This window comes from Streptosporangium jomthongense (assembly GCF_042650425.1).
Classification (GTDB): Bacteria; Actinomycetota; Actinomycetes; order Streptosporangiales; family Streptosporangiaceae; genus Streptosporangium.
This window is the reverse complement of record NZ_JBHSBC010000066.1, coordinates 82,394-103,081: the sequence shown is the minus strand read 5'-3', so window position 1 is coordinate 103,081 and position 20,688 is coordinate 82,394. Positions and strand designations below refer to the sequence as shown.

Genomic DNA, 20,688 nt, shown 5'->3' with positions numbered 1-20,688 from the left:
CCAGCGACGACACTTAATCAACAACGAAATGTTGTTGTAGTACTAGGGCATCCGGTTCACAGGGTCAGGCCCGACTCCAGATGTGCCAGCGCCGTGTCGATCTCGGCCGGGCCGTCAAGGCCGGAATTCCGCGCCCACTGCACCCAGACCATCGCCACCACGCCGAAGGCGGCGCCGACCGCGTTCCGGATCCGCGGATCGTCCCCGGCGCATCCGGCCTTCTCCGCCACGATGGAGCAGACTTCGCCGATCAGGTGGGGACTTCTCCGCAGGTTGGCCACCAGCAGTTCGGGCACGGTGGCCGCGAACACCTCCCTCGCGTGCCCCGCGGCGATCTCCTCGGCGGACAGGGCGGCGAACGCCGTGCGGAACGCGCCGCGTAGCACGGTGACCGGAGCACCTGGCGGTTGGGAGGCCAGCGCCTCGACGAGAGGGGGGAAGCGGTCGAGCGTGACCAGGTCCTCCTTCGTCGGGAAGTAGCGGAAGAAGGTGGCCGGGGAGATCTCGGCCGCTTCGGCTATCTGCTCGACGGTGGTGACGGTGTAGCCACGCTCCCGGAAGAGCCTGAACGCCTCACGCAGGATCGTCTCCCTGGTTCTGGCCTTCTTACGTTCGCGCAGTCCGATCTCAGCCACGTAGAAGATTCTATCGCGCTAACAAATGATGGTGTACTCTCAAAAAATAATTGACTATCAAAATGATCGGACAGAAAGACCCGGAGGTCTCGCCATGGGCCATGACATCAACGGCCTGCACCACGTCGGCCACATCGTGCACGACCTGGACCAGGCGATGGAGCGCTACCGGCGGCTCGGCTTCGCCGTGGCCGCCCCCGCCTACCCGGTCATGCCGGCCACGCCGGGAGGCCCCGCGGAGCCGTTCGGGGTGGCCAACACCCACGTGTACTTCCCACGTGGTTTCGTCGAGCTGGTGGCCGTCATCGACGGCACCGGCCGCATGCCCGGCGACGCGCGCGCCATCCCCTTGCGGGTGCCCGAGGACAGGGTGGCGGGGCTGAGGGCCGCCATCCGGGCCACCGCCGACGGCATCGCGTCCCTGCTGCAGCGCTTCCAGGGCGTGCACATCGTGATCGCCGACACACCCGACATTGACCACGTGGCCGCGCGACTGGCGGCAGACGGTGTCAGCCACGGTGGCGTCCACGACATCCAGCGGCCCGTCGAGACCCCCACGGGGACCAGCATGGAACCCGCCCGCTACCTGGAGGTCTCCGACCTCCGGCTGTCACCGGGACGCGTGCAGGAAGGCAGGCTCGGGTTCGCCCAGAACGTGTCGGCCGAGACTCCCCAGGACCAGCGGCACATCGACCACCCCAACGGCGCGACCGGGCTGGTCGAGTGCGTGCTGTGTGTGGCCGAAACGGCGCTGCCCGAGGTGGAGCGCCGCTACGAAGGCTACTTCGGCCGGGCGCGACACGGTCGGGTAACGCGTTTCGACCGGGCGAACGTCACCGTCGTGCCCGAATCGGCGCTCGCCGACCTGCTGCCCGGTGAGCGACCGGCGGCCCTGCCCGCGTTCGTCGCCTACGCGGTGGCCGTACGCGACCTCTCCGTCACCGAAAAGCTCCTGTCCGGCAACGACATCCCGGTCGTCCGGACCGGCCCTGAGGAGATGTTCGTGCCCGCCGACGCCGCGCTGGGCGTCGCGATCGTCTTCCGTCAGGACGGCTGACGCCGGCCCCGCCGAGAGCTCCGTCAGCGGGGCTTCTCGCCCGAACGCTCGTCGTGCCCCGCGACGAAGGGGGAGGCCCAGGCGGTCGTGGGGTCGGCGTCCAGCAGTACGGCACGGGCGAAGGAACTGAGCGGCACCGCCAGAACCGCCCCGAGGGCTCCCAGAGCCCAGGTCCACACCAGGAGGGAGAGCATGGTCACGGTGGTGGACAGGCGGGCCGACCGCCCCGCGTACTTCGGTTGGACGACCGACTGGATCAGGAAGTTCAGCACGCAGTAGGCCGCGATCACCCACAGCATCGTGGCCACCCCGGAGTCCAGCAACGCCAGCACGGCCGGGGGAGCCAGCCCGATGATGAAACCGACGTTGGGGATGTAGTTCGTGATGAACGACAGAAGGCCCCACAGCAGCGGCAACGGCACACCGAGCAGTGCCAGGACCGCCGTGTCGAGCAGCGCCACGATCAGTCCGAAGACCGTGCAGACCATCAGGTAGGCACAGGTGTCACGGGCGAATCCCCGCAACGCGGTCACCAGGCCGGGGCGTTCGGTCGTGAGAGCACCCGTCGCCCGCTGCAGGACGGCCGCGTCCAGGCTCATGCCGTACAGGACCAGGACGGTGATCAGCACCGCCGAGACCGTCCCGGTGAGACCGGACAGCAGGCTCTGCGCCGCCTGGACGAGGCGGTCGGGGTCGACGCCGCTCAGCGCCTTCCTGATCTGGGACCGGTCGACGCCGATGTCGTGCAGGACCCTGCCCGCGGACGACAGCAGACGCCGGTACTGGTCGGCGTACTGCGGGACGAGGCCGGCGAACCTGGCCGCGGCGACCACCACGGCTCCGCCGAGGGCGCACAGCACGAGCAGGATGACCGTGAGGGGGACGAAGGCCGCCGCCCATCCCTTCAGCCTGTCACGCAGCGGGCTCACGGCGATCGTCAGGGTGAGCGCCAGGAACGCCGGGGCGATCACCGAGCTGAGCTGTCTGACTCCCCACAGCACTATCACCGCCGCCGCGCAGGACGTGAGAGTGCGGAATCCGACGGACGACGACGCGGGGTTTCTCACCGGCATGCCGTGACGTTATGTGATCATCCCCGGCGCTTCCGGACGGCAACACGCCCCTTGGCCGATCGCATACCGTACGCCCCGGAACCGGTTGGGCGCCCCGCCTCCGCCGTCGGCCTCAGCGAACGGCCGCGAGCACGTACGGCCAGGCGGCGGCCCCCAGCGCCGCGTCGGCCTCGGACGTGCCGCCGTGGTCGAAGTGGATGGACGGGGGTGGTGCCACCTCACCGGGAAAGACGACCCGGTGGCCGGCGTCGTCACGCGTGACGAGCACCACATCGCGCCCGGCCGCCAAGCGCCGGGCCTCCAGTTCACGCGCGAAACGCAGGGACGGCCACATCCGGTCGGCGCCACCGGCGATCAGCACCAGGTCCGCACTGATCCTCTCCACCGGGATGGCCGCGGCGGGCACCAGGTCCGCATGGGTGGCGAGGCTGCGTTCGTACGAGCCGAGCAGGGCGACCAGTGTGCCTTCGGGTTCCGCCGGTGTCCAGGAGTCGTCATAGGGGACGAAGGGCAGCGGTCGTCCCCGCCAGGTCCAGCTTGAGCGGAGCGGACGGTTCCTGCCGTCGGTCCCCGGGCCGACGTTGGCCCAGATGACGGACGACGGAGCAAGCGCGATCACGGCGTCGGCGCAGTCCGAGAGGGCGGACACGAGCAGCGCCGCCTCGGCGCCCTTGGAGAGCCCGAGGACGCTGACGCGTCCGGCACCGCGTTCGCGCAGCAGTTCGGCCGCGGCGACAAAAGTCTCCAGCGGAAGCTCACAGATGCCGGGAGGCTGCCCCGGTCCGCCGAACCACCGGATCGACATCGCCGTCACACCGGCACGGGCGAAGAGCCTGCACCGCTCGCGCTCGACACGGCCGCTCGACCCGGACAGCACGAGGACACCCGCACCACTGCTGTCCGCCGACGATGCGGCTTCGGCGAGGAACCCCTCCCAGGGCCCGGTGAGTTCGCACTCATCGATCTTGGTGATCATGCTTGGCAACCTATCGCAGGCAAGACGACCCAATGGGGCGAGGTTTCGCCGTTTTGGTTGCTTTGATATTTGCCGTACTGACCCGGCCAAGGGTGATGCTGTTTGTGCAGTTTTGGGCATTATCGGACAGGCCCGCTCGGGGCGAGGACCGCCGCCGTGCCGGACCGGTGCCCGGCGGTCCGGCACGGCCCGCCGTCCACCCCGGCCACCGGCCCGTCCGGCGGGCCGCGGAAAGCGCGAACGGCGTCGGCGCGCCTCCCATGTCCGGCGAATATGGCAGACGGTGCCCGTCGCGCCACCCGGGATTCTTCGCCGCGGATACAGGTGTGAATGCGCGTGCCGCCCACCGGATTCGGGAGGCGAAAAACGAAGATCCGCATCCTTTAATGGCCTGCCTTCTATTTGTTGCTCTCCGTGGCCGTCCCGCCCTGATGTCCGGCTACATCTGGTTCATTTTTGTGAACCGTCTGTAATGAGGAGAAAGAGAAGGCACAAGACGTGCTGGTCAGCCGGGGAGCATATCGTCACCAGCGACATACGGGCCGTATGGCACCCTTGACACGATCTGCTACGCGAAGGAAGTATGTCGATGTATGACTGATCTGAATTCATACAGTTAATCAGTTCGTCAAGGTGCCGGATCTCGTTGTCCGGCATTTAGTTCGCTGGGTCTGCCGAGTCGGCCCGCGCGGGATCCGCACGCACAGCTAATGCATTTTCGATGTCTATGGCCTGTGTCGGAAGGATGAATTTTGCTCGATCACGGGGTGGAAGAATGGCCGCTGCTCTCCGCGCAGCTGCGTACATGGATGGCTCAGTCGTCTGACCTGACGGACCCGACCAACTGCATCACCGACTGCCTGGAAATCCACGGGCCGGTGGACCCGGCCGTCATGCGGGCGGCGAACGAGCGGGTCGAGCACGAGGCCGAGGCGCTTCGCCTGCGCCTGGTGAGCACCGAGGACGGATACCGGCAGTACGTCGATCCCGCGGGTAACGCGCCACTCGTCTACCTCGACCTCAGCGCTGAGGCCGACCCCGTCGCGGAGGCGGACGCCTGGATGCAGGCCGACATGAGGCGGCCGATCGACCCACTCAGACTCTGCGGCGCGGCCCTGCTGAGGACCGCTGCGGACCGTTTCGTCCTCTACCGCCGGGTCCACCACGCCGTAGTGGACGGCTGGAGCCTCGCGCTCGTCCACAACCGCCTCGCCGCGGTCTACACCGCCCTGGCCGAGGGACGCGCGAGCGAGGACGGAGCCTTCCCCGCCTTCCAGGAACTTCTCAGCAGCGAGAAGCAGTACGAGGAGTCCAGGCGCTTCGAGACAGACCACGCCTACTGGCTCGCCAGGTTCGCCGACCGCCCCGATCCGGTACGGCTGGCAGGCCGGTCCTCCTCCGCCGTACGGATCGCCCACCGGCGCCGGGCCGACCTCGGCCCGGCCAGGATCGCAGGCCTGCGGGCGGCGGCCGACCGCTTCGGGGTGAGCTGGTCGGACCTGGCCACCGGGATCACAGCCGCCTACGTGGGCAGGATGACGAACGCGGACGAGGTCGTCCTCGGCATACCGGCGATGGCGCGGATGACCCCGCAGGTGCGGCGGGTACCCGGCATGACGACCAACGGCCTGCCGGTGCGCGTGCCGATGGTCCCCGGGACGAGCGTGGCCGACTTCGCCCGGCAGGTGTCGCTCGAACTGCGGCAGACGCTGAAGCACTCCCGTTACCCCTCGGCGGAGCTCGCCAGGGAGACGGGGCTGCTGGGAACGGGACGAAGGCTGTGGGGACAGGTCGTCAACGTCATGGACTTCGACTACGCGCTCGACTTCGCGGGCGCCACCGCGACCGTGCGCACCATCTCGCTCTCCGCCGCGGACGACCTGTCGGTGACCTTCTACCGGACGTCGGCGGACGACACGTTCGAGCTCATCGTCGACGCGCACCCCGAGATCCACAGCGTGGAGGAGACAGAGGCCCACCTGCGGCGTTTCCTCTTCTTCCTCGACTCTCTGGTTCTGGAGGAGCCGGGCACGCCCGTTCACGAGGTTCCGCTGGTCGACCCCGCGGAGCGGGCGCGGCTGCGCGAGTGGGGGACCGGGCCGGTCCACGAGATCCCGCCCACCGCGGTGCACGAGCTGGTCGAGGCATGGGCGGCGCGGACCGCGCGGGCCCCGGCGATCGAGTTCGAGGACACCGTGCTGAGCTTCGCCGAGGTGAACGAGCGGGCCAACCGGCTGGCACGGCATCTGCTGAGCCTGGGGGCGGGGCCCGGCCAGATCGTGGCCTTCGCGCTGCCGCGCTCGGCCGATCTCCACATCACCGCCCTGAGCGTGCTGAAGACCGGCGCCGCCTTCCTGCCGCTGGACCCGGCCTACCCCGCCGCCCGGCTCTCCTTCATGGTGGGCGACGCGAAACCGGCGCTGGTGGTGCTGAACTCCGTCACCGCGGGGCTCGCCGCGGAACTGGACGCACGGTGCCTGCTCCTGGACCACGCCGAGGTCGCCGAGGCCGTACGGACTCTGCCCGGACGGAACCTCACCGACGAGGAGCGCGGTGCCGTCTTCTCCCCGGACCAGCCCGCCTACGTCATCTACACCTCCGGTTCCACGGGTGTGCCGAAGGGCGTGGTGGTCAGGCACTCGGGAGTGGTCAACCTGGTGGCGGCCATGGTGGACCGCCTGGGTTCGGGACCGGGGACCCGTACCCTGCAGTTCGCGTCGTCCAGCTTCGACGCCTTCGTCGGCGAGATGACCCAGTCCCTGCTGAACGGCGGGACCCTGGTCTCGGCCGCCGCGGAGCGCCTGACGCCGGGCCCGGACCTCACCCGGCTGGTCACCGAGAAGCGGATCAACGACCTGGTGCTGCCGCCGTCGGCCCTGGAGGTCATGTCGCCGCAGGAATGGCCGGGCGGCACGACGGTTTCGATCGTGGGCGAGGCCGGGTCGCCGACCGTGATCGAACGGTGGAGCCCGGTCTGCACGCTGATCAACGGATACGGGCCGACCGAGGCGACGGTGTCGACGGCGATGAGCACCCGGCTGTCGCCGTCGCAGGCGGACGCCCCGCCGATCGGCAGGCCGTTGCGCAACGTGCGGGTCTACGTGCTCGACGACCGCATGGAACTCGTCCCGGCGGGCGCGGTCGGAGAACTGTACGTCGGTGGCGCCGGGGTGACCCTCGGCTATCTCGGCCGGGACGTCCTGACCGCCGAACGCTTCGGAGACGACCCGTTCGCCGGTCCCGGCGCCCGGCTGTACCGCACCGGTGACCTCGTGCGCTGGACGGCGGACGGCGAGCTGACGTTCGTCGGCCGCAACGACGACCAGGTCAAGGTGCGGGGTTTCCGGATCGAGCTCGGCGAGATCGAGGCGGCCCTGGCCCGTTCCCCGGGGGTCGCCGGCGCGGCCGCCACGGTGTGGGGGGACCAGCCGGGAGACCGCAGGCTGGTGGCATACGTCGTGGCGGATCCCGGAGCGGAGCCGGACCCCGAACGTCTGCGCGCCAGGCTGGCCGCCGGGCTGCCCGCCCACCTGGTCCCGAGTGTGATCACGCGGATCGCCGGCCTGCCCCGTACGGCCAGCGGGAAACTCGACCGGAGGGCGCTGCCACCCCCGCAGCAGGTGACGGCGGTCGCGAGCCGTCCTCCGGTCTCCGCGCACGAGAGGCTCATGGTCGAGCTGTTCGCCGCGATCCTCGGAGCAGAACCGCCCGGGATAGACGACAGTTTCTTCGACCTCGGCGGGCACTCCCTGTCCGCCGTCCGCCTGCTCGCCCGAATCCGCAAGACGGTCGGCGTGGAGCTGACCGTGCGGGAGCTCTTCGACGCGCCCACGCCCGCCGGCCTGGCAGGACTCGTCGACGACGCGTTGCGGAAACAGACCGAAACCTCCTGACGGCCGAGGGAGATGGGGGAGAGATGGAATCCCAGGCGGATGAGACGGTTGCACCGGAAAGCGCCGCGGAACTCCGGGCCTCGCTGAAGCACCTGCGAACCGAGACCCGGGGGGCGATCTTCACGCTCAAGCTCCTGCTGTGCGGCGCCCTCACCACCGCCGGTCTGGTGCTCGCCCTGCAGCCCACGCCGTGGGCCAGGATCGCGGGTGTCGTCCTGATCGGCTGCATGTTCGCGCACGCCGCCGAACTTCAGCACGAGACCCTGCACAACCTGGCCTTCCGCAACAAGCGGGCCAACACGATCGCGGGAACCCTGCTCGGCCTGCCGATGCTCATCTCGTTCACCGCCTACCGGGTCGCCCACCTGCGGCACCATCGGTATCTGGGCACCGCGATGAACCGTGAGTTCTTCGACTACGGAGACCAGTACGGCGACGCGGAGGGCGGGTCCGGGTTCCGGCGCGCGATGGACTGGACGGCGCGGTTCACCATGTTCCACCACTACCGGTTGTTCCTGGTGAACCTGGGGCGTTCCCTGCTCGGCAGGGACTTCGACGGTGAGACCCGCACCGTCTCACGGCGTATCCGCTACGACCACCTCCTGATCCTGGCCGTGCTCGTCACGCTGACCGTCGTCTCGGTGGTGACCGGCTCGCCGTTCATGCTCTGGGCCTGGCTGGTGCCGCTGCTGACCGTCGCTGCTCCGGTGCACGCCCTGATCGAGCTGCCCGAGCACCACGGCTGCGAGACGCTCAACGTGGACGTGTTCGCCAACACGCGGAGTGTCAGGTCCAACCGGCTGATGACGTGGTTCACCAACGGCAACAACTTCCACGTCGAGCATCACGTGATGCCGAACCTGCCGATCTCGCGGCTGCCGAACCTGCACGTCGAGATCCGTGACCGGCTCCACCACTTCCACACGGGCTATTTCGACTACTTCAAGAAGTTGATCATCGGACAGTCTCGCTGACCGGACGAACCGGTTGAATGGAGCAGAAATGAGCTCTGTCACCTTCCGTGTGGCACAGTCACAGGCCGACCGGGACGCCGTGCTCCGGCTGCGTGACGCCGTGTACGTCCAGGACCAGGGACGCCTCTCCGACGCCGCCGACACCGCCGACACCTTCGACCGGTTCGACGCCCACGCGGACTACATCGTCGCCTACCAGGGGGCGGAGGCGGTCGGGACGGTCAAGATCGTGCCGGATTCGGTGGCCGGTCTGCCGTGTGAGGACGTCGTGGACGTCGCGGGCCTGCGAGCCGCAGGCCGGTTGGTCGAGTTCGGCCACCTGATGACCCTGCCCCAGGTCCGCCATCGCGAGATCGGGATGTCGCTGATGCGCCGGGGGCTGGTGCACAGCGTCACGAAACACGGCGCGACCCACGTCCTCGGCGACTTCTTCGCCGAGGCCGGAGGCGGGTTGCGAAGTTTCTACACCGAGATCGGCTTCGTCGCGCTGCACGAGCCGTACCGGGACGTCAGGTTCAGGGAGGCCCCGCTCAGCCTTGTCGCCGTACTCGACCTGGCGGGCGCCGCCGCGCGGGCCAGGACCGAGGCGGGGCGCGGCAACAGGCTCCTGCAGTACTTCTTCCACGACTACGACGACTACGCCAAGGGGAGCCGTGTTGCGGACACACCGTCAGGTGCTCGCTGAGTCCAAGGCGGCGCACAACCATCCCACCTACTCGAAGATGGCGTTCGTGATGGGCTGCGGAGTCCAGGGGCGGGGCTCCGGCAGCAGCGTGCTGGACGAGAACGGGCGCTCCTTTCTCGCGCTGTTCGACCAGTACGGCAACCAGTCGTTCGGCTACTCCAACGAGCGGCTCATCGCGGCGCTGCGGGACCAGCTCGACCTGGGCGTCCTGAACAGCACCAAGATCATGTTCGAGGAGGTGCAGATCCGCCTGACCGAACGCCTCTCCGAACTCACCGACGGCCGGCTGCCGTTCGCCTACCTGGCCAACGGCGGCGGCGAGACGATCGACAACGCCCTCAAGCTCGCCCGTGCCACGACCGGGCGTCCCAAGTTCGTCAGCGCCCGCGGCTGCTTCCACGGCAAGACCTTCGCCACCCTGAGCGCCTCGGCGCGACCCGAGCACGAGGTCCTGTTCGGGCCGTTCCTTGAGCGGTTCGAACTGGTCGACTTCGGCGACGTCGGGCAACTGGCGGCGGCCGTCGACGGCGAAACCGCCGCCGTCCTGCTGGAACCGGTCCAGGCGGAGGCCGGGGTGATCGTGCCGCCTCCCGGCTACCTGCGGGAGGCGCGCCGCCTGTGCGACGAGAACGGCGCCCTGTTGATCCTCGACGAGATGCAGACCGCCTTCGGCAGATGCGGTGCCTTCTTCGCCCATCAGCGGTTCGGCGTGGTCCCGGACATCGTCTGCATCGGCAAGGCGTTCGGCGGGGGCATGCTCCCGATCTCCGCCGTGCTGGGGACCGAGGCGGTGTGGGAGACGCTTCGGGCACTTCCCTCGACCTTCGGCTCCAGCCTGGGCGGCAACCCGTTGTCCTGCCGGATCGGCCTGGAGTCGATCGCCATCGCGACGGAGGAGGAGTTCCTCACCGGTGTCGGGGAGAAGGCCCGGGTGATCGGGGACCGGCTCGCACGGATCGTGGAACGCTTTCCCGAACTGGTCGCGGCCCATCGTGGCATGGGCATGATGCACGGCCTTGAGTTCCACGACGACTCGATCGCGGGGCTGGTGCTCGGCGGGCTGCTGGCGGCGGGCGTGACCTCCACCTACTCGCTGTACAACACCAGGGTGCTGCGGATCCAGCCACCGATGGTGATCTCGGAGGCCGACCTCGAACGCGGCCTGGAGACGCTGGAGGCCGTCCTGACCGAGGCCGCGGCCCACCGGGGACGGCGGGACCGGCCACAGGCGGTGACGTCGCCGCTGACCCTGCGGGTCCGAAGCTCCCACCCTGCCCGGCAGGTTCTGGACCTGCTCCACGGCAGGCCGTACCTGCTCGATCCGTTCGCGGCGGACCCGGAGGCCGACGCGACGGCGGCGTCGGCGGAGGTGGAGTTCCGGGGGACCCTGGGTGACGACCACGTCGTGTGGGCCGACCGCGCGCGGCGGCTGGAGGACGGTGTCGCGCTGCGGGCCGACCCCTGCTGGCTGTGGGCCTCGCTCGAACGGTCGGTGCGGGTCCGGCAGCCGGTCGAGGACGACGGATGCGAGCTGGAGATCCGGATCGAGTGGGACACCGGCAGCGGCGGCTACGAATCCATGATCGGCGGACGGATCGGTTTCTTCGTCACCCGGCGGCTCACCGACCTCGTCGCGAGCCTGGAACGGACGTTGGAGAAGGAGGGCAGGAATGAGGCTTCACGAACTCGCCGACCGCTACCGTGACAACGCCTCGGCGGTCGTCGTGGAGATCGACTCCACGGGCCGCCGGCGTGAGGTGACGCACCGGCGGCTCCACGACCTGGCGGTGCTGTACGCCGATCGGCTGACCGCCGCCGGGGTACGGCCGGGCCACGTGGTGGGCATCCGCGCGGGCAACGGCATCGACTGGGTGCTCTGGGACCTCGCCGCCATGATGACCGGCGCCGTGCTCAAGGCGTTCGCGGACGAGACCGTGATCGGTGACCCCGGCGAGTTCGTCACCCGTCACGGACTGGCGCTGCTCGTCACGGACGCCGAGGTGACGTCCGGCCACCCCGCCCTGGTGAGGCCGGACGGCGTGCCCGGGGTGGACGTCGTGCCGGCCGACGCCCCCCGGGGCGAGCCGGGCGACCTGCACAGCCTCGTCTTCTCCTCGGGCACCTCGGGCCTGCTCAAGGGGCTCAACGTCAGCCGGAAGGGTACCGAGTACGTCATCAGCCGTTTCATCGAGTGTTTCGGCGTCGGCGCGGATGACCGGCATGTGATCTTCCTACCGCTGTCCAACTACCAGCAGCGGTTGTCGGTCTACTGCTGCCTGTGGATCGGGGCCGACGTGGTTCTGGCGCCCTACCAGCGGATATTCGGTGTGGTCAGGGACGAACGGCCGACCTTCCTGATCGCCCCGCCCGTCTTCTACGACACCGCGCTCCAGCTCTTCCACAAGACCGGCGGGGGCTCACTCGGTGACTTCCTGGGCGGCGGAATCCGCTTCATGATCACTGGAATGGCGCCCATCCGGCGGGAGACCCTGGAGGCCTACTGGGCTCAGGGGGTGCGGCTGCTGGAGGCCTACGGCATGACCGAGTCCGGAATGATCGCCTGGAACACGCAGGAGGAGCACCGGCTGGGCAGTGTGGGCAAGCTGATCGACCCGGAGGCCGTGACCTTCCTGCCCGACGGCGAGTTGCTGGTCCACCGCCCCGCCCCGCTCAGCACCGGCTACTTCGACACGGCAGGCGCGGCCGACGAGACCTACCGTCCCGACGGGACGATCGTGACGGGCGACTACGGGACGCTGGACGACGACGGCTTCCTCACCCTGCTGGGCCGCAAGAAGGACGTGATCGTCCTCGACAGCGGCCGCAAGGTGCACCCGGCCGAGATCGAGTCCCTGTTCGCCGGCGTCGAGGGGGTCGTCGAACTGCTCGTGGTCCCGACTCCGAGAACCGGCAGGCTCGGGGCTATCGTCACCCCGGCGGACCCGAAGGACGACGCGTTGGTCTTGTCGATCCGTGAGCGGATCGACAAGACCAACCAGTCGCTTGAGTCCCATCAACGGATCACGTCGCTGGTCTTCTCCGACCGGCCCCTGCGGAACGACCCCCGCTACATGACCGCCAACCTGAAGCTGAGCCGGCCGCTCGCGGCGGCGTACTTCGCCGAAGCCGCGCAGGCCAGGCGGCAGGAGCGGGCCGCGGAACACGGCCGGTGACGGTTCCGCACGGGAAACAGTCCTGCACGAAGGAACAGAGGAAGGGAACCGCGCATGGGCTTTGACATGACCGCCCTGGAGAACGACCTCGTCGGCTGGGTGGCCAGGTGGAACGAGGAGACGGATCTCGTCGTCGAGGCGGACACCAACCTTCAGGGGGCCGGGCTGCTCGACTCCATGGCCCTGGTCGCGCTCGTGGCCTACCTGGAGGACCAGACCGACACCTCCTTCGACTTCGGATCGTTCAACTCCAGCGGAGGTGTCACCATCCGCGACCTCATCAAGCACTGCGTCGGATGACGGTCCACGACGCTCGCCGTCATCCCGTGCCCCACCGCCCCGCTCCACACCGGTGCGGAGCGGGGCGCGCACGGGATGACGGTGCCCACCCGCGTACGGCGCGACCGTCCGGATCCTCGGGGAGCGGGACGGGGACGTTCTCAGGTGGTGGCGAGCGGGTCCGCGTCACTGACGGTGATCAGGAACGTCGACAGGAACTCCTCCATGTGCGCGAAGGAGTCGGCGCAGAAGAGCACGGGCTGGTACTGCTCGACCAGATAGCCCTGACCGGCCATGGACGCCACGTCCAGCGGCCTGATGTCGGCCTCCTGGAAGCGCTCCAGCTCGGCACAGGAGGAGAGCAGACTGGCTCCGCACGCCTTGATCTCCCCGTCCTCCCTGACCAGGCCGTACTCCATGGCGAACCAGAAGACGCTGGAGACCATGCCGACGGCCTCCTTGGAGCGCAGCCGGCGAACCGCCTTCCCGAACAGCTCATAGAGGTCGGCCAGCCGTTGGGCCGACAGATGACTGCCGTGACCGACCACCTCGTGGATCATGTCGGGTTCCGGGGAGAAACGCGGCATGGAGAAGTGCCGGATGTACTGGGTCGCCTGGAAGCGGCGGTCGGCCAGCGAACCGTAGAAGTCACGGACCTCCACCAGGCCGGCGGCCGGGCTGAAGCGGAATCCGGTCGCCTCGTTGATCGCGGCGGAGGCCTCGCCGAGCTGCGGCAACCGGTCGTCCGGGAGCGCCAGGCGTTCCTTGCCCGCGAGGAACTCCCGGCAGGCGTGCCGCCGGTGTTTCTCGGCGAGTTCGGCGTTCACCAGGCGCCAGGTCGCGTGCTCCTCCTCGGTGTAGACGACGTCCGGCACGGGCTGCCCGGGAACGTACCGCAGGGCGGCCTCGGCGATCCCCGCCCGGTGCCTCTGGTACTCCGGGTCGTCATATCCAGGGTGGTCCTTGGCGAACACTACGGAGACAATTCCCCGCTCATCCTTGATGACGGGGGAGTAGAGGGTCGCTTCCTTGGACATCGGAGGTTCCTCTCGTCGGTGCTCGAATTTCCGCTACGGCGTTCGGGTCACTCTCGTGAAATTATCGCGATTTCCGGTGAGCATATGCAGAAATAATAACAACTCGATCCCGAAATGGAAGACCGGTTCGCAGAAAAATCGCGACCCCCGCACCCGGGAACGCACACCCGGACGCGGAATGAATCATTGCCTTTCTTCTGGGTGGAAATGTGGATCGTGAAGAGAGAACGACGGGGCTCCCCCACCGGTGGTCATTGGGCGAATGCCGCCTTCACCTGCGAATACTTCGCCGTTCACCCGTGAGTCCATGTCGTTCGGCAATGGCCTGCCTTCGCTCCGTCGCGGCCCGTACAAGCGAATCAGGACCGGAACCCGGAATATCGCCGACAGAATCACCGGGCCCGCACGCCATTTCATTGAGAATTGCCGGGACGGCATCGGCCCGGGCATCGGCGTCTCCGGCGCCGCGCATTCGAGGCCGGAACGGCAATTCGCCGGACTTTCGCGATTCGACCGACTGACAGGGGGCGGACATGACGGAAACCAGGCCGGGGAGGCCCGGAGCGGAGGAACCCGCGGCCGTTCACCCTCGTCCGGCGGCCCTGCCTCTCTCCTACTCCCAGCGCCGCCTGTGGTTCCTGCACCGGATGGACGGGCCGAGCGCCACCTACAACCTGCCTTTGGTCGTGCGGCTACGAGGCGAACTGGACCGCGAGGCGTTCCTCGCGGCGGTACGCGACCTGGTGGCCCGGCACGAATCCCTGCGCACCCACTTCGCCGAGCAGGACGGCGAACCCGTCCAGCGGATCGTCCCGGCGGATCAGGCACGGGTGAGGGTGGAGTTCACCGAGTGCGGGGCGGACGAGATCGACGCCGCGGTCGCCGAAGTCCTCGGCCACCGCTTCGACATCTCGGCCGAACTCCCCGTGCGATCGAAGGTGATTCGCACCGGCCCCGCGGAACAGATCCTGGTGATGGTGGTCCACCACATCGCGGGTGACGGCTGGTCGCTGGCACCGCTCAGCGCGGACCTGTCGCTGGCCTACGCCGCCCGGCGCTCGGGGCGGGAACCAGGGTGGGAACCGCTGCCGGTCCAGTACGCCGACTACGCGCTGTGGCAGCGGGAAAGGCTGGGGGACCCGCGGGATCCGGAGAGCCGGATCTCCGTCCGGCTGGCCTTCTGGCGTGACGCGCTGGCGGGGCTGCCGGAGGAGCTGTCGCTCCCGGCCGACCGCCCCCGACCGGCCAAGGCGACCTACCGGGGCGGCGAGGTCCCGTTCCGGACGGACGCCTGGACGCACATGGACCTGCTGGAGCTGGCGCACCGCCATCGGGCGACCGTGTTCATGGTGCTACAGGCGGCGCTGGCCGTGCTGCTGACCCGTTCGGGCGGTGGAACGGACATCCCCATCGGCGTGGCGACGGCGGGCCGCGACGCGGAGGCCCTGGAGGACCTGGTCGGATTCTTCGTGAACACCCTCGTGCTGCGCACCGACACCTCGGGGCGGCCGACCTTCGACGAGCTCCTGCGGCGGGTGCGCGACGCCGATCTGGCGGCGTACGAGCACCGGGACCTTCCCTTCGAGCAACTGGTCGAGCATCTGCAGCCTGCCCGGTCGCTGTCCCGGCACCCGCTGTTCCAGGTGTTCCTCTCGCCCGCCGTGGGTGAGGCGCCGAACCTCCACCTGGAGGGGCTCCAGAGCGTTCCCCATCCGACCGAGAGCGGCACGGCGAAGTTCGACCTGACCCTCTATCTGGGCGAACGGCACAGCGCGGACGGCTCCCCGCTGGGACTCACCGGGACGCTGGAGTACAGCGCCGACCTGTTCGACAGGGCGACCGCGCTCGCCCTGTCGGCGCGGCTGTCCCGCCTGCTGGAGTCGGTCGCGGCGGATCCCGGGCAGCCGATCGACCAGATCGAGCTGCTCACTCCGCCGGAGCGGCACAGGTTGCTCAGGCAGTGGAACGACACGGCCAGAGCGCTGCCGCGCGCCGACGTCGTCGAGCTGATCGAACGGCAGGTGGAACGCTCGCCCGGCCGCACCGCGGTCATCTGCGAAGGAGCCGCGACGAGCTACGCCGAGCTCAACGAACGGGCGAACAGGCTGGCCCGGTACCTGCTGGAGCGGGGCGCGGGCCCCGAGCGCTACGTGGCGCTGGCGCTGGCCCGTTCCGAGTGGACGCCGGTGGTCCTCCTCGCGGTGCTCAAGACCGGCGCCGCCTATCTGCCGATCGCCCCCGGCACCCCGGCGGACCGGGTGGCCTTCATGCTGGATGAGACCCGGCCGCTCATCCTCCTCACCGACACCCACTCCGCGCAGGAGGGGACCGGAGCCGTCCGGCGCGTCGTCCTCGACGACCACGCCACCGTGGCCGGCATGGCCGGGCACTCGGCGGAGAACCTCACCCGTTCCGACCTGCCGGCACCGGTGACCTCCGACACCGTCGCCTACCTCGTCTACACCTCCGGCTCCACGGGGCGGCCCAAGGGCGTCGCGGCCACCAGGGGAGGACTGCTGAACTACCTCTCCGACCTGCGGGAGAGGTTTCCCCTCGGGGCCGGGGACACGGTGCTCGCGACCACCAACCTCGCCTTCGACGTCGCCGGGCAGGAGCTGTACCTTCCGTTGCTCAGCGGGGCGACGGTGGTGGTCGCCCCGGCGGAGGCCGTACGCGATCCTCACCAGGTGGGCGCGCTGATCCGCCGTCACTCGATCAGCCTCGCGTCGGGCACGCCCGGACTGTGGGAGATGGTGCGTACGGCGGACCCCGAAGCGCTCCGGGACCTGCTCATCGTGATCGGCGGAGACCGGTTGCCGCGGAAGCTGGCCGCGTGCGGGGCACGTGTCGTCAACGCCTACGGCCCCACGGAGACGACCGTCTATTCGGCCTTCGCGCCGGTCGACACGGGCCCGGACGGGCGTCCCGGGGACCCGCCGATCGGGCGGCCGATGGCCAACACCCAGATCTACGTGCTGGACGCGCGCCTGCGGCCCGTCCCCGCCGGAACCCCCGGCGAGCTGTACATCGCCGGGGCCGGAGTCGCCCGGGGCTATCTGAACCGTCCCGGCCTGACGGCCGAGCGGTTCGTCGCCGACCCCTTCGGACCGGCGGGCACCCGGATGTACCGCACGGGAGACCTGGCGCGATGGGCGTCCGACGGGCAGCTGGAGTTCCTCGGGCGGACCGACCACCAGGTGAAGATCCGTGGCTTCCGTATCGAACCGGGGGAGATCGAGGCCGCGCTGACGGACGACCCCCGGATCGACCAGGCCGTCGTGCTGGCCCGCGCGGGGGAGCGGGCGGAGGACGAGCGGAGGCTGGTCGGTTACGTCGTCCCCGTGGGCGGGAACGGCCTGGACCTCGCCGAGGTGCGGGCCCGGCTGGCCGGACGGGTGCCGGAGTACATGGTGCCGTCGGCCCTGGTGGTGCTCGACGCCCTGCCGCTGACCACGAACGGCAAGATCGACCGTACGGCGCTGCCCGCGCCCGGTCCCGCCGGCGACCTCGTCCCGTCCCGCCCGCACACCGCCCGGGAGGAGGTCCTGAGCGGGATCTTCGCGGAGGTCCTGGGGCTGCCCGCGGTCGGGGCGGACGACGGGTTCTTCGAACTGGGAGGCCACTCCATGCTGGCCGTCCGCCTGGTGAGCCGGATCGCGGAGGTGCTGGGGGTCGAGCTCGGGGTGCGTGCGATCTTCGACCATCCGACCGTCGCGCTCCTGGAACGGCACCTCACCCGGGGTGGCCCGCCCGACGACCTCGGCGCCGTGCTGGCCTACCGTCCCCGGGGAGAGCGCGCGCCGATCTTCCTGGTTCCCGCGATCAACGGCCTGGGCTGGTGTTACTCGGCACTGATCAGTCATCTGCCGCCGGACCACCCGGTCTACGCCCTGCAGGACCCCCGCCTTCTCGGCGGGCGTTCGGCGCTGTCCGTCACGGACCTGGCGGAGGCGTTGCTGCGGCAGATGCGGGAGATCCACCCTGCCGGGCCCTGCGTCATCGTCGGCTGGTCGTTCGGCGGCGTGGTCGGGCAGCAGATCGCCGTGGAGCTCGAAGGCCGGGGCGAGGAGGTGGCCCTGCTCGTGCTCTTCGACTCCTTCCCCGGCGGCGCGGGAGACGGCGTCGTGCGGGACGGCGTGGCGGACGTGCTGCACCTCGCCTTCGGCGGGATCACCGCACCGGGCTGGAACGGGCCGTACCGTCCACCGGCGGCAGAGCTCGCCACGGTGCTGCGGGAGTCGGGGAGCTCCCTGGGGACGCTGGAGGAGAAGGTGATCGAGGACCTTGTCTCGATCACCGAGGAGAACGTCCGGGCCATGGCCGAACACCGGTCGCGGAGCTTCCACGGCCCCGTCCTGTTCTTCGACGCCTCACCGGAGCCGGGTCACGACGGCCTGGCCTCCGAGGCGTGGCGGGAGACGCTCAAGGGGCCGGTCGAGACACACCGGATCGAGGCCGGGCACATGGACGTGCTGAAGGCCGACGCGACGCGTGTCACGGGGCCGATCCTGGGGGCCAGGATCCGTGACGCCGGCCTGGCGGCTTCGTGACGGGCCGGTCGCCGCGCCCCCCTCCGGCGCGGTTCACCGCCATATCACCTGTTCAGCCGGATACGCGAAAACAGAAGTGATAACAACGTTGACTTTGAGTCTGACCACCTTGTAATGTCAAATGCGGATTAATCGCAAATATTGCGGACGCGAACTATCAATTTCATTGATGTGGAATTGTCCGGATGCGGTGGTGCGGCATTCACCTCACCCTCCGCGCGAAACGGAATACGGTTCGCACAAGTCCCGAAACCCGCCATCCCGGCTCATGGCGTCACCGACTCTTTGCGGGAACGCCGGAGGAGACGAGTATGAGGTTCGAGGAACCGACGGACCGCCCGGCTGGGGCGCAGACCACATGACGGGGCAGCCTACGGACGAGCCCGTCGTCGACGCGCACGTCAACCTCGCCACGGACCTGGCGGTTCCGCGCCGGTTCCTCGAAGAACAGGCGGCCAACGTCCATCACCGGCTGGTCTCCCACGGGCAGCCGGTCAAGCTGGGACGCGTCACCGACCGGCTGCTCGCCCTGTACCAGGATCACGACGGGGATCGGCTCGTCGCGGAGATGGACGCCGCGGGCGTCGACCAGGCGTTCCTCGTCGCCCCCGACTTCTCCCACGTCGCGGACGGGATCCTGTCACCTCCGGAGCTCGCCGAACTGCACCACAAGGTGTCGCAGCGCCATCCAGGCCGGTTCAGGGTGTTCTGGGGGGTCGATCCGCGGTCGGGCCCCGACGGGATCGCGCTCTTCGAACGGTGTCTCGACGAGTACGGTTTCGCCGGGCTCAAGCTCTATCCCCCCGCCGGTTACTCCCCGAGCGACCGCCGGCTGTACCCGTACTACGAGGTGTGCGCGCACCGGGGCGTCCCCGTGCTCAGCCACACGGGTCCCGGCTGGGGCCCGCTGGACTTCACCCACGGCCAGCCGCTGATGATCGACGAGGCGGCGCGAGACTTCCCCGGGGTGAACTTCATCCTCGGGCACGGCGGCGTCACGCACGTCGAGGAGTCGACGTACCTGTGCCTGCACCGGCCGAACGTCTTCCTGGACATCAGCCAGTTCCCCGGCGTCCTCAGCTCCGACGGCTGGCAGGCGCACCTCAACCGGCTCTTCCACCTGGGCGTCAACCACAAGATCCTGTTCGGGACGTGCTGGCCCTCCTTCCGGATGAGTGTGTCCCTCGACTCGCTGACCAGGGAGTTCAGGGAGGGGACGACCGTCTTCGCCGGAGTCAGGCGATCGCATCGCAGGCTCATCATGGCCGGCACCATCCGGCGGCTGGCGGGCGACGACGGTGGGGTGGCCGCCGCGGAGAGGTCCGCGTGAACGCCGGGGCGGGCGGAGCGCCGCCCGTGCCGGTCTACGACGGTCACTGTCACGTGGCGTCGACCGACTTCATCCCGATGAGGTTCATCGAGGACGTCGTGGCGAACGTGCACCGCCGTCTGGAGGCCGAGGGCGCCGCCCCACGGCGTGGCCGGCTCGTTGACGCCTACGTCGCCCAGCACCAGGACCATCACGCGGACCAGCTGGTGCGGGAGATGGACGACTCCGGGGTGGACCGCGCCGTACTCCTCGTGCCGGACTTCACCCTCAGGATGGCCTCGCCACTCACGATCGAGGAGATGGCACGGCGTCACCACGAGATCCGTCTCCGCCACCCGGACCGCTTCTGGGTGTACATCGGGGCGGACCCGCGCCGGGGCCCCGAGGGGGTGGAGCTCTTCGAGAGGCTGGTCGACACCTACGGGTTCGACGGGCTCAAGCTCTATCCGCCGTGCGGCTACTCGCCCTCGGACCCCGGGCTGTACCCCTACTACGAGGCGTGCGCGGCGCGGTCGCTTCCGGTCTTCGTGCACACGGGCCCGACCGCGGGGAGCCTCGACTTCGCGCCGGCGCATCCGCTGCGGGTGGACCAGGCGGTGCGGGACTTCCCCCGGGTGAACTTCGTCCTCGGGCACGGCGGCGTCACGCATGTGGACGTCGCGGCGTATCTCGCGGCCTTCCGGAGGAACGTCTATCTGGACATCGGGGGTTTCGCGGGCGCGGCGACGCCCGGCGGCTGGCCCGCCCATCTGCGTCACCTGTTCCGCCTCGGCCTCAACCACAAGATCATCTTTGGTACCGACTGGCCGCTCAACCGCATCTCCGGCGGGCTCGGACGCCTGGTCGAGGAGGTCGTCCGAGGGCCCCGGGTCCTCGCCGGGCTGCCCCGCAGGGAGCACGCGCTCATCCTCAACCGCAATCTTCTGCGCGTCCTTCCTCCGCGGAGCAGGCCCAATGACATGTCCTGAAAGGAAAAACGGAGTCCGGATCCCGGCTTTCGACGGATCGTCTTTCCGTGCCGGAAGC

Annotated in this window: 14 protein-coding genes; 10 read left to right on the top strand and 4 right to left on the bottom strand. The window is 69.3% G+C overall.

Annotation, left to right across the window (positions count from 1 at the left end; all coding sequences use genetic code 11):
• Nucleotides 1-56: 56 nt before the first annotated feature.
• Nucleotides 57-635 (bottom strand): TetR family transcriptional regulator, encoded by a 579-nt coding sequence (locus ACFOYY_RS42055; RefSeq protein ID WP_352012215.1) that lies wholly within the window; start codon nucleotides 633-635, stop codon nucleotides 57-59.
• Nucleotides 636-729: 94 nt separating this feature from the next.
• Between ACFOYY_RS42055 and ACFOYY_RS42050 the strand changes: the two genes are divergently transcribed.
• Nucleotides 730-1,692 carry a VOC family protein gene (locus ACFOYY_RS42050; RefSeq protein WP_386197120.1) on the top strand — a complete coding sequence of 321 codons (963 nt, stop codon included), beginning with the start codon at nucleotides 730-732 and terminating at the stop codon, nucleotides 1,690-1,692.
• A gap of 23 nt (nucleotides 1,693-1,715) precedes the next feature.
• Here ACFOYY_RS42050 and ACFOYY_RS42045 read toward each other — a convergent pair whose 3' ends face one another.
• Both ACFOYY_RS42045 and ACFOYY_RS42040 read right to left on the bottom strand, forming a co-directional pair.
• The gene (locus tag ACFOYY_RS42045) at nucleotides 1,716-2,765 is read right to left on the bottom strand and encodes an AI-2E family transporter (RefSeq protein WP_386197119.1); all 1,050 of its coding nucleotides are present in this window, start codon (nucleotides 2,763-2,765) and stop codon (nucleotides 1,716-1,718) included.
• A gap of 112 nt (nucleotides 2,766-2,877) precedes the next feature.
• On the bottom strand, nucleotides 2,878-3,741 hold the full coding sequence (locus ACFOYY_RS42040; RefSeq protein WP_386197118.1) for an acyl-CoA thioester hydrolase/BAAT C-terminal domain-containing protein: 864 nt from the start codon (nucleotides 3,739-3,741) through the stop codon (nucleotides 2,878-2,880).
• Nucleotides 3,742-4,508: 767 nt separating this feature from the next.
• Between ACFOYY_RS42040 and ACFOYY_RS42035 the strand changes: the two genes are divergently transcribed.
• The 6 genes from ACFOYY_RS42035 to ACFOYY_RS42010 are packed head-to-tail and all read left to right on the top strand — an operon-like array spanning nucleotide 4,509 to nucleotide 12,766.
• Nucleotides 4,509-7,634 carry an amino acid adenylation domain-containing protein gene (locus ACFOYY_RS42035; protein WP_362784226.1) on the top strand — a complete coding sequence of 1,042 codons (3,126 nt, stop codon included), beginning with the start codon at nucleotides 4,509-4,511 and terminating at the stop codon, nucleotides 7,632-7,634.
• A 23-nt stretch (nucleotides 7,635-7,657) separates the two neighbouring features.
• Nucleotides 7,658-8,608: a fatty acid desaturase family protein gene (locus ACFOYY_RS42030; protein WP_386197117.1), complete on the top strand. Its 951-nt coding sequence runs from the start codon at nucleotides 7,658-7,660 to the stop codon at nucleotides 8,606-8,608.
• 28 nt (nucleotides 8,609-8,636) lie between these two features.
• The gene (locus tag ACFOYY_RS42025) at nucleotides 8,637-9,293 is read left to right on the top strand and encodes an N-acyl amino acid synthase FeeM domain-containing protein (protein WP_386197116.1); all 657 of its coding nucleotides are present in this window, start codon (nucleotides 8,637-8,639) and stop codon (nucleotides 9,291-9,293) included.
• Nucleotides 9,265-10,998 carry an aspartate aminotransferase family protein gene (locus tag ACFOYY_RS42020; RefSeq protein WP_386197115.1) on the top strand — a complete coding sequence of 578 codons (1,734 nt, stop codon included), beginning with the start codon at nucleotides 9,265-9,267 and terminating at the stop codon, nucleotides 10,996-10,998. The genes ACFOYY_RS42025 and ACFOYY_RS42020 overlap by 29 nt, the downstream gene beginning before the upstream one ends.
• Nucleotides 10,964-12,466: an AMP-binding protein gene (locus ACFOYY_RS42015; protein WP_386197114.1), complete on the top strand. Its 1,503-nt coding sequence runs from the start codon at nucleotides 10,964-10,966 to the stop codon at nucleotides 12,464-12,466. The genes ACFOYY_RS42020 and ACFOYY_RS42015 overlap by 35 nt, the downstream gene beginning before the upstream one ends.
• Before the next feature lie 54 nt (nucleotides 12,467-12,520).
• Nucleotides 12,521-12,766 carry an acyl carrier protein gene (locus tag ACFOYY_RS42010; protein WP_352012224.1) on the top strand — a complete coding sequence of 82 codons (246 nt, stop codon included), beginning with the start codon at nucleotides 12,521-12,523 and terminating at the stop codon, nucleotides 12,764-12,766.
• A 140-nt stretch (nucleotides 12,767-12,906) separates the two neighbouring features.
• On the opposite strand, the gene ACFOYY_RS42005 is transcribed toward ACFOYY_RS42010, so the two are convergent.
• Nucleotides 12,907-13,782: a phenylalanine 4-monooxygenase gene (locus ACFOYY_RS42005; protein WP_352012225.1), complete on the bottom strand. Its 876-nt coding sequence runs from the start codon at nucleotides 13,780-13,782 to the stop codon at nucleotides 12,907-12,909.
• 533 nt (nucleotides 13,783-14,315) lie between these two features.
• Between ACFOYY_RS42005 and ACFOYY_RS42000 the strand changes: the two genes are divergently transcribed.
• From ACFOYY_RS42000 to ACFOYY_RS41990, 3 genes are all read left to right on the top strand, one after another.
• Nucleotides 14,316-18,332, top strand: a complete 4,017-nt coding sequence (locus ACFOYY_RS42000; RefSeq protein WP_386197113.1) for a non-ribosomal peptide synthetase — start codon at nucleotides 14,316-14,318, stop codon at nucleotides 18,330-18,332.
• A gap of 358 nt (nucleotides 18,333-18,690) precedes the next feature.
• The gene (locus ACFOYY_RS41995; RefSeq protein ID WP_352012227.1) at nucleotides 18,691-19,662 is read left to right on the top strand and encodes an amidohydrolase family protein; all 972 of its coding nucleotides are present in this window, start codon (nucleotides 18,691-18,693) and stop codon (nucleotides 19,660-19,662) included.
• Nucleotides 19,659-20,630 carry an amidohydrolase family protein gene (locus ACFOYY_RS41990; RefSeq protein ID WP_386197112.1) on the top strand — a complete coding sequence of 324 codons (972 nt, stop codon included), beginning with the start codon at nucleotides 19,659-19,661 and terminating at the stop codon, nucleotides 20,628-20,630. Before ACFOYY_RS41995 ends, ACFOYY_RS41990 begins: the two co-directional genes overlap by 4 nt.
• Nucleotides 20,631-20,688 lie beyond the last annotated feature (58 nt).

Excerpts from the sequence above, each read along its gene's own strand:
- ACFOYY_RS42015 (WP_386197114.1), top strand. The coding sequence starts at position 10,964 with ATGAGGCTTCACGAACTCGCCGACCGCTACCGTGACAACGCCTCGGCG.
- ACFOYY_RS42030 (WP_386197117.1), top strand. The coding sequence starts at position 7,658 with ATGGAATCCCAGGCGGATGAGACGGTTGCACCGGAAAGCGCCGCGGAA.
- ACFOYY_RS42005 (WP_352012225.1), bottom strand. The coding sequence starts at position 13,782 with ATGTCCAAGGAAGCGACCCTCTACTCCCCCGTCATCAAGGATGAGCGG.
- ACFOYY_RS42025 (WP_386197116.1), top strand. The coding sequence starts at position 8,637 with ATGAGCTCTGTCACCTTCCGTGTGGCACAGTCACAGGCCGACCGGGAC.
- ACFOYY_RS42040 (WP_386197118.1), bottom strand. The coding sequence starts at position 3,741 with ATGATCACCAAGATCGATGAGTGCGAACTCACCGGGCCCTGGGAGGGG.
- ACFOYY_RS42045 (WP_386197119.1), bottom strand. The coding sequence starts at position 2,765 with ATGCCGGTGAGAAACCCCGCGTCGTCGTCCGTCGGATTCCGCACTCTC.
- ACFOYY_RS41995 (WP_352012227.1), top strand. The coding sequence starts at position 18,691 with ATGACGGGGCAGCCTACGGACGAGCCCGTCGTCGACGCGCACGTCAAC.
- ACFOYY_RS42050 (WP_386197120.1), top strand. The coding sequence starts at position 730 with ATGGGCCATGACATCAACGGCCTGCACCACGTCGGCCACATCGTGCAC.
- ACFOYY_RS42010 (WP_352012224.1), top strand. The coding sequence starts at position 12,521 with ATGGGCTTTGACATGACCGCCCTGGAGAACGACCTCGTCGGCTGGGTG.
- ACFOYY_RS42000 (WP_386197113.1), top strand. The coding sequence starts at position 14,316 with ATGACGGAAACCAGGCCGGGGAGGCCCGGAGCGGAGGAACCCGCGGCC.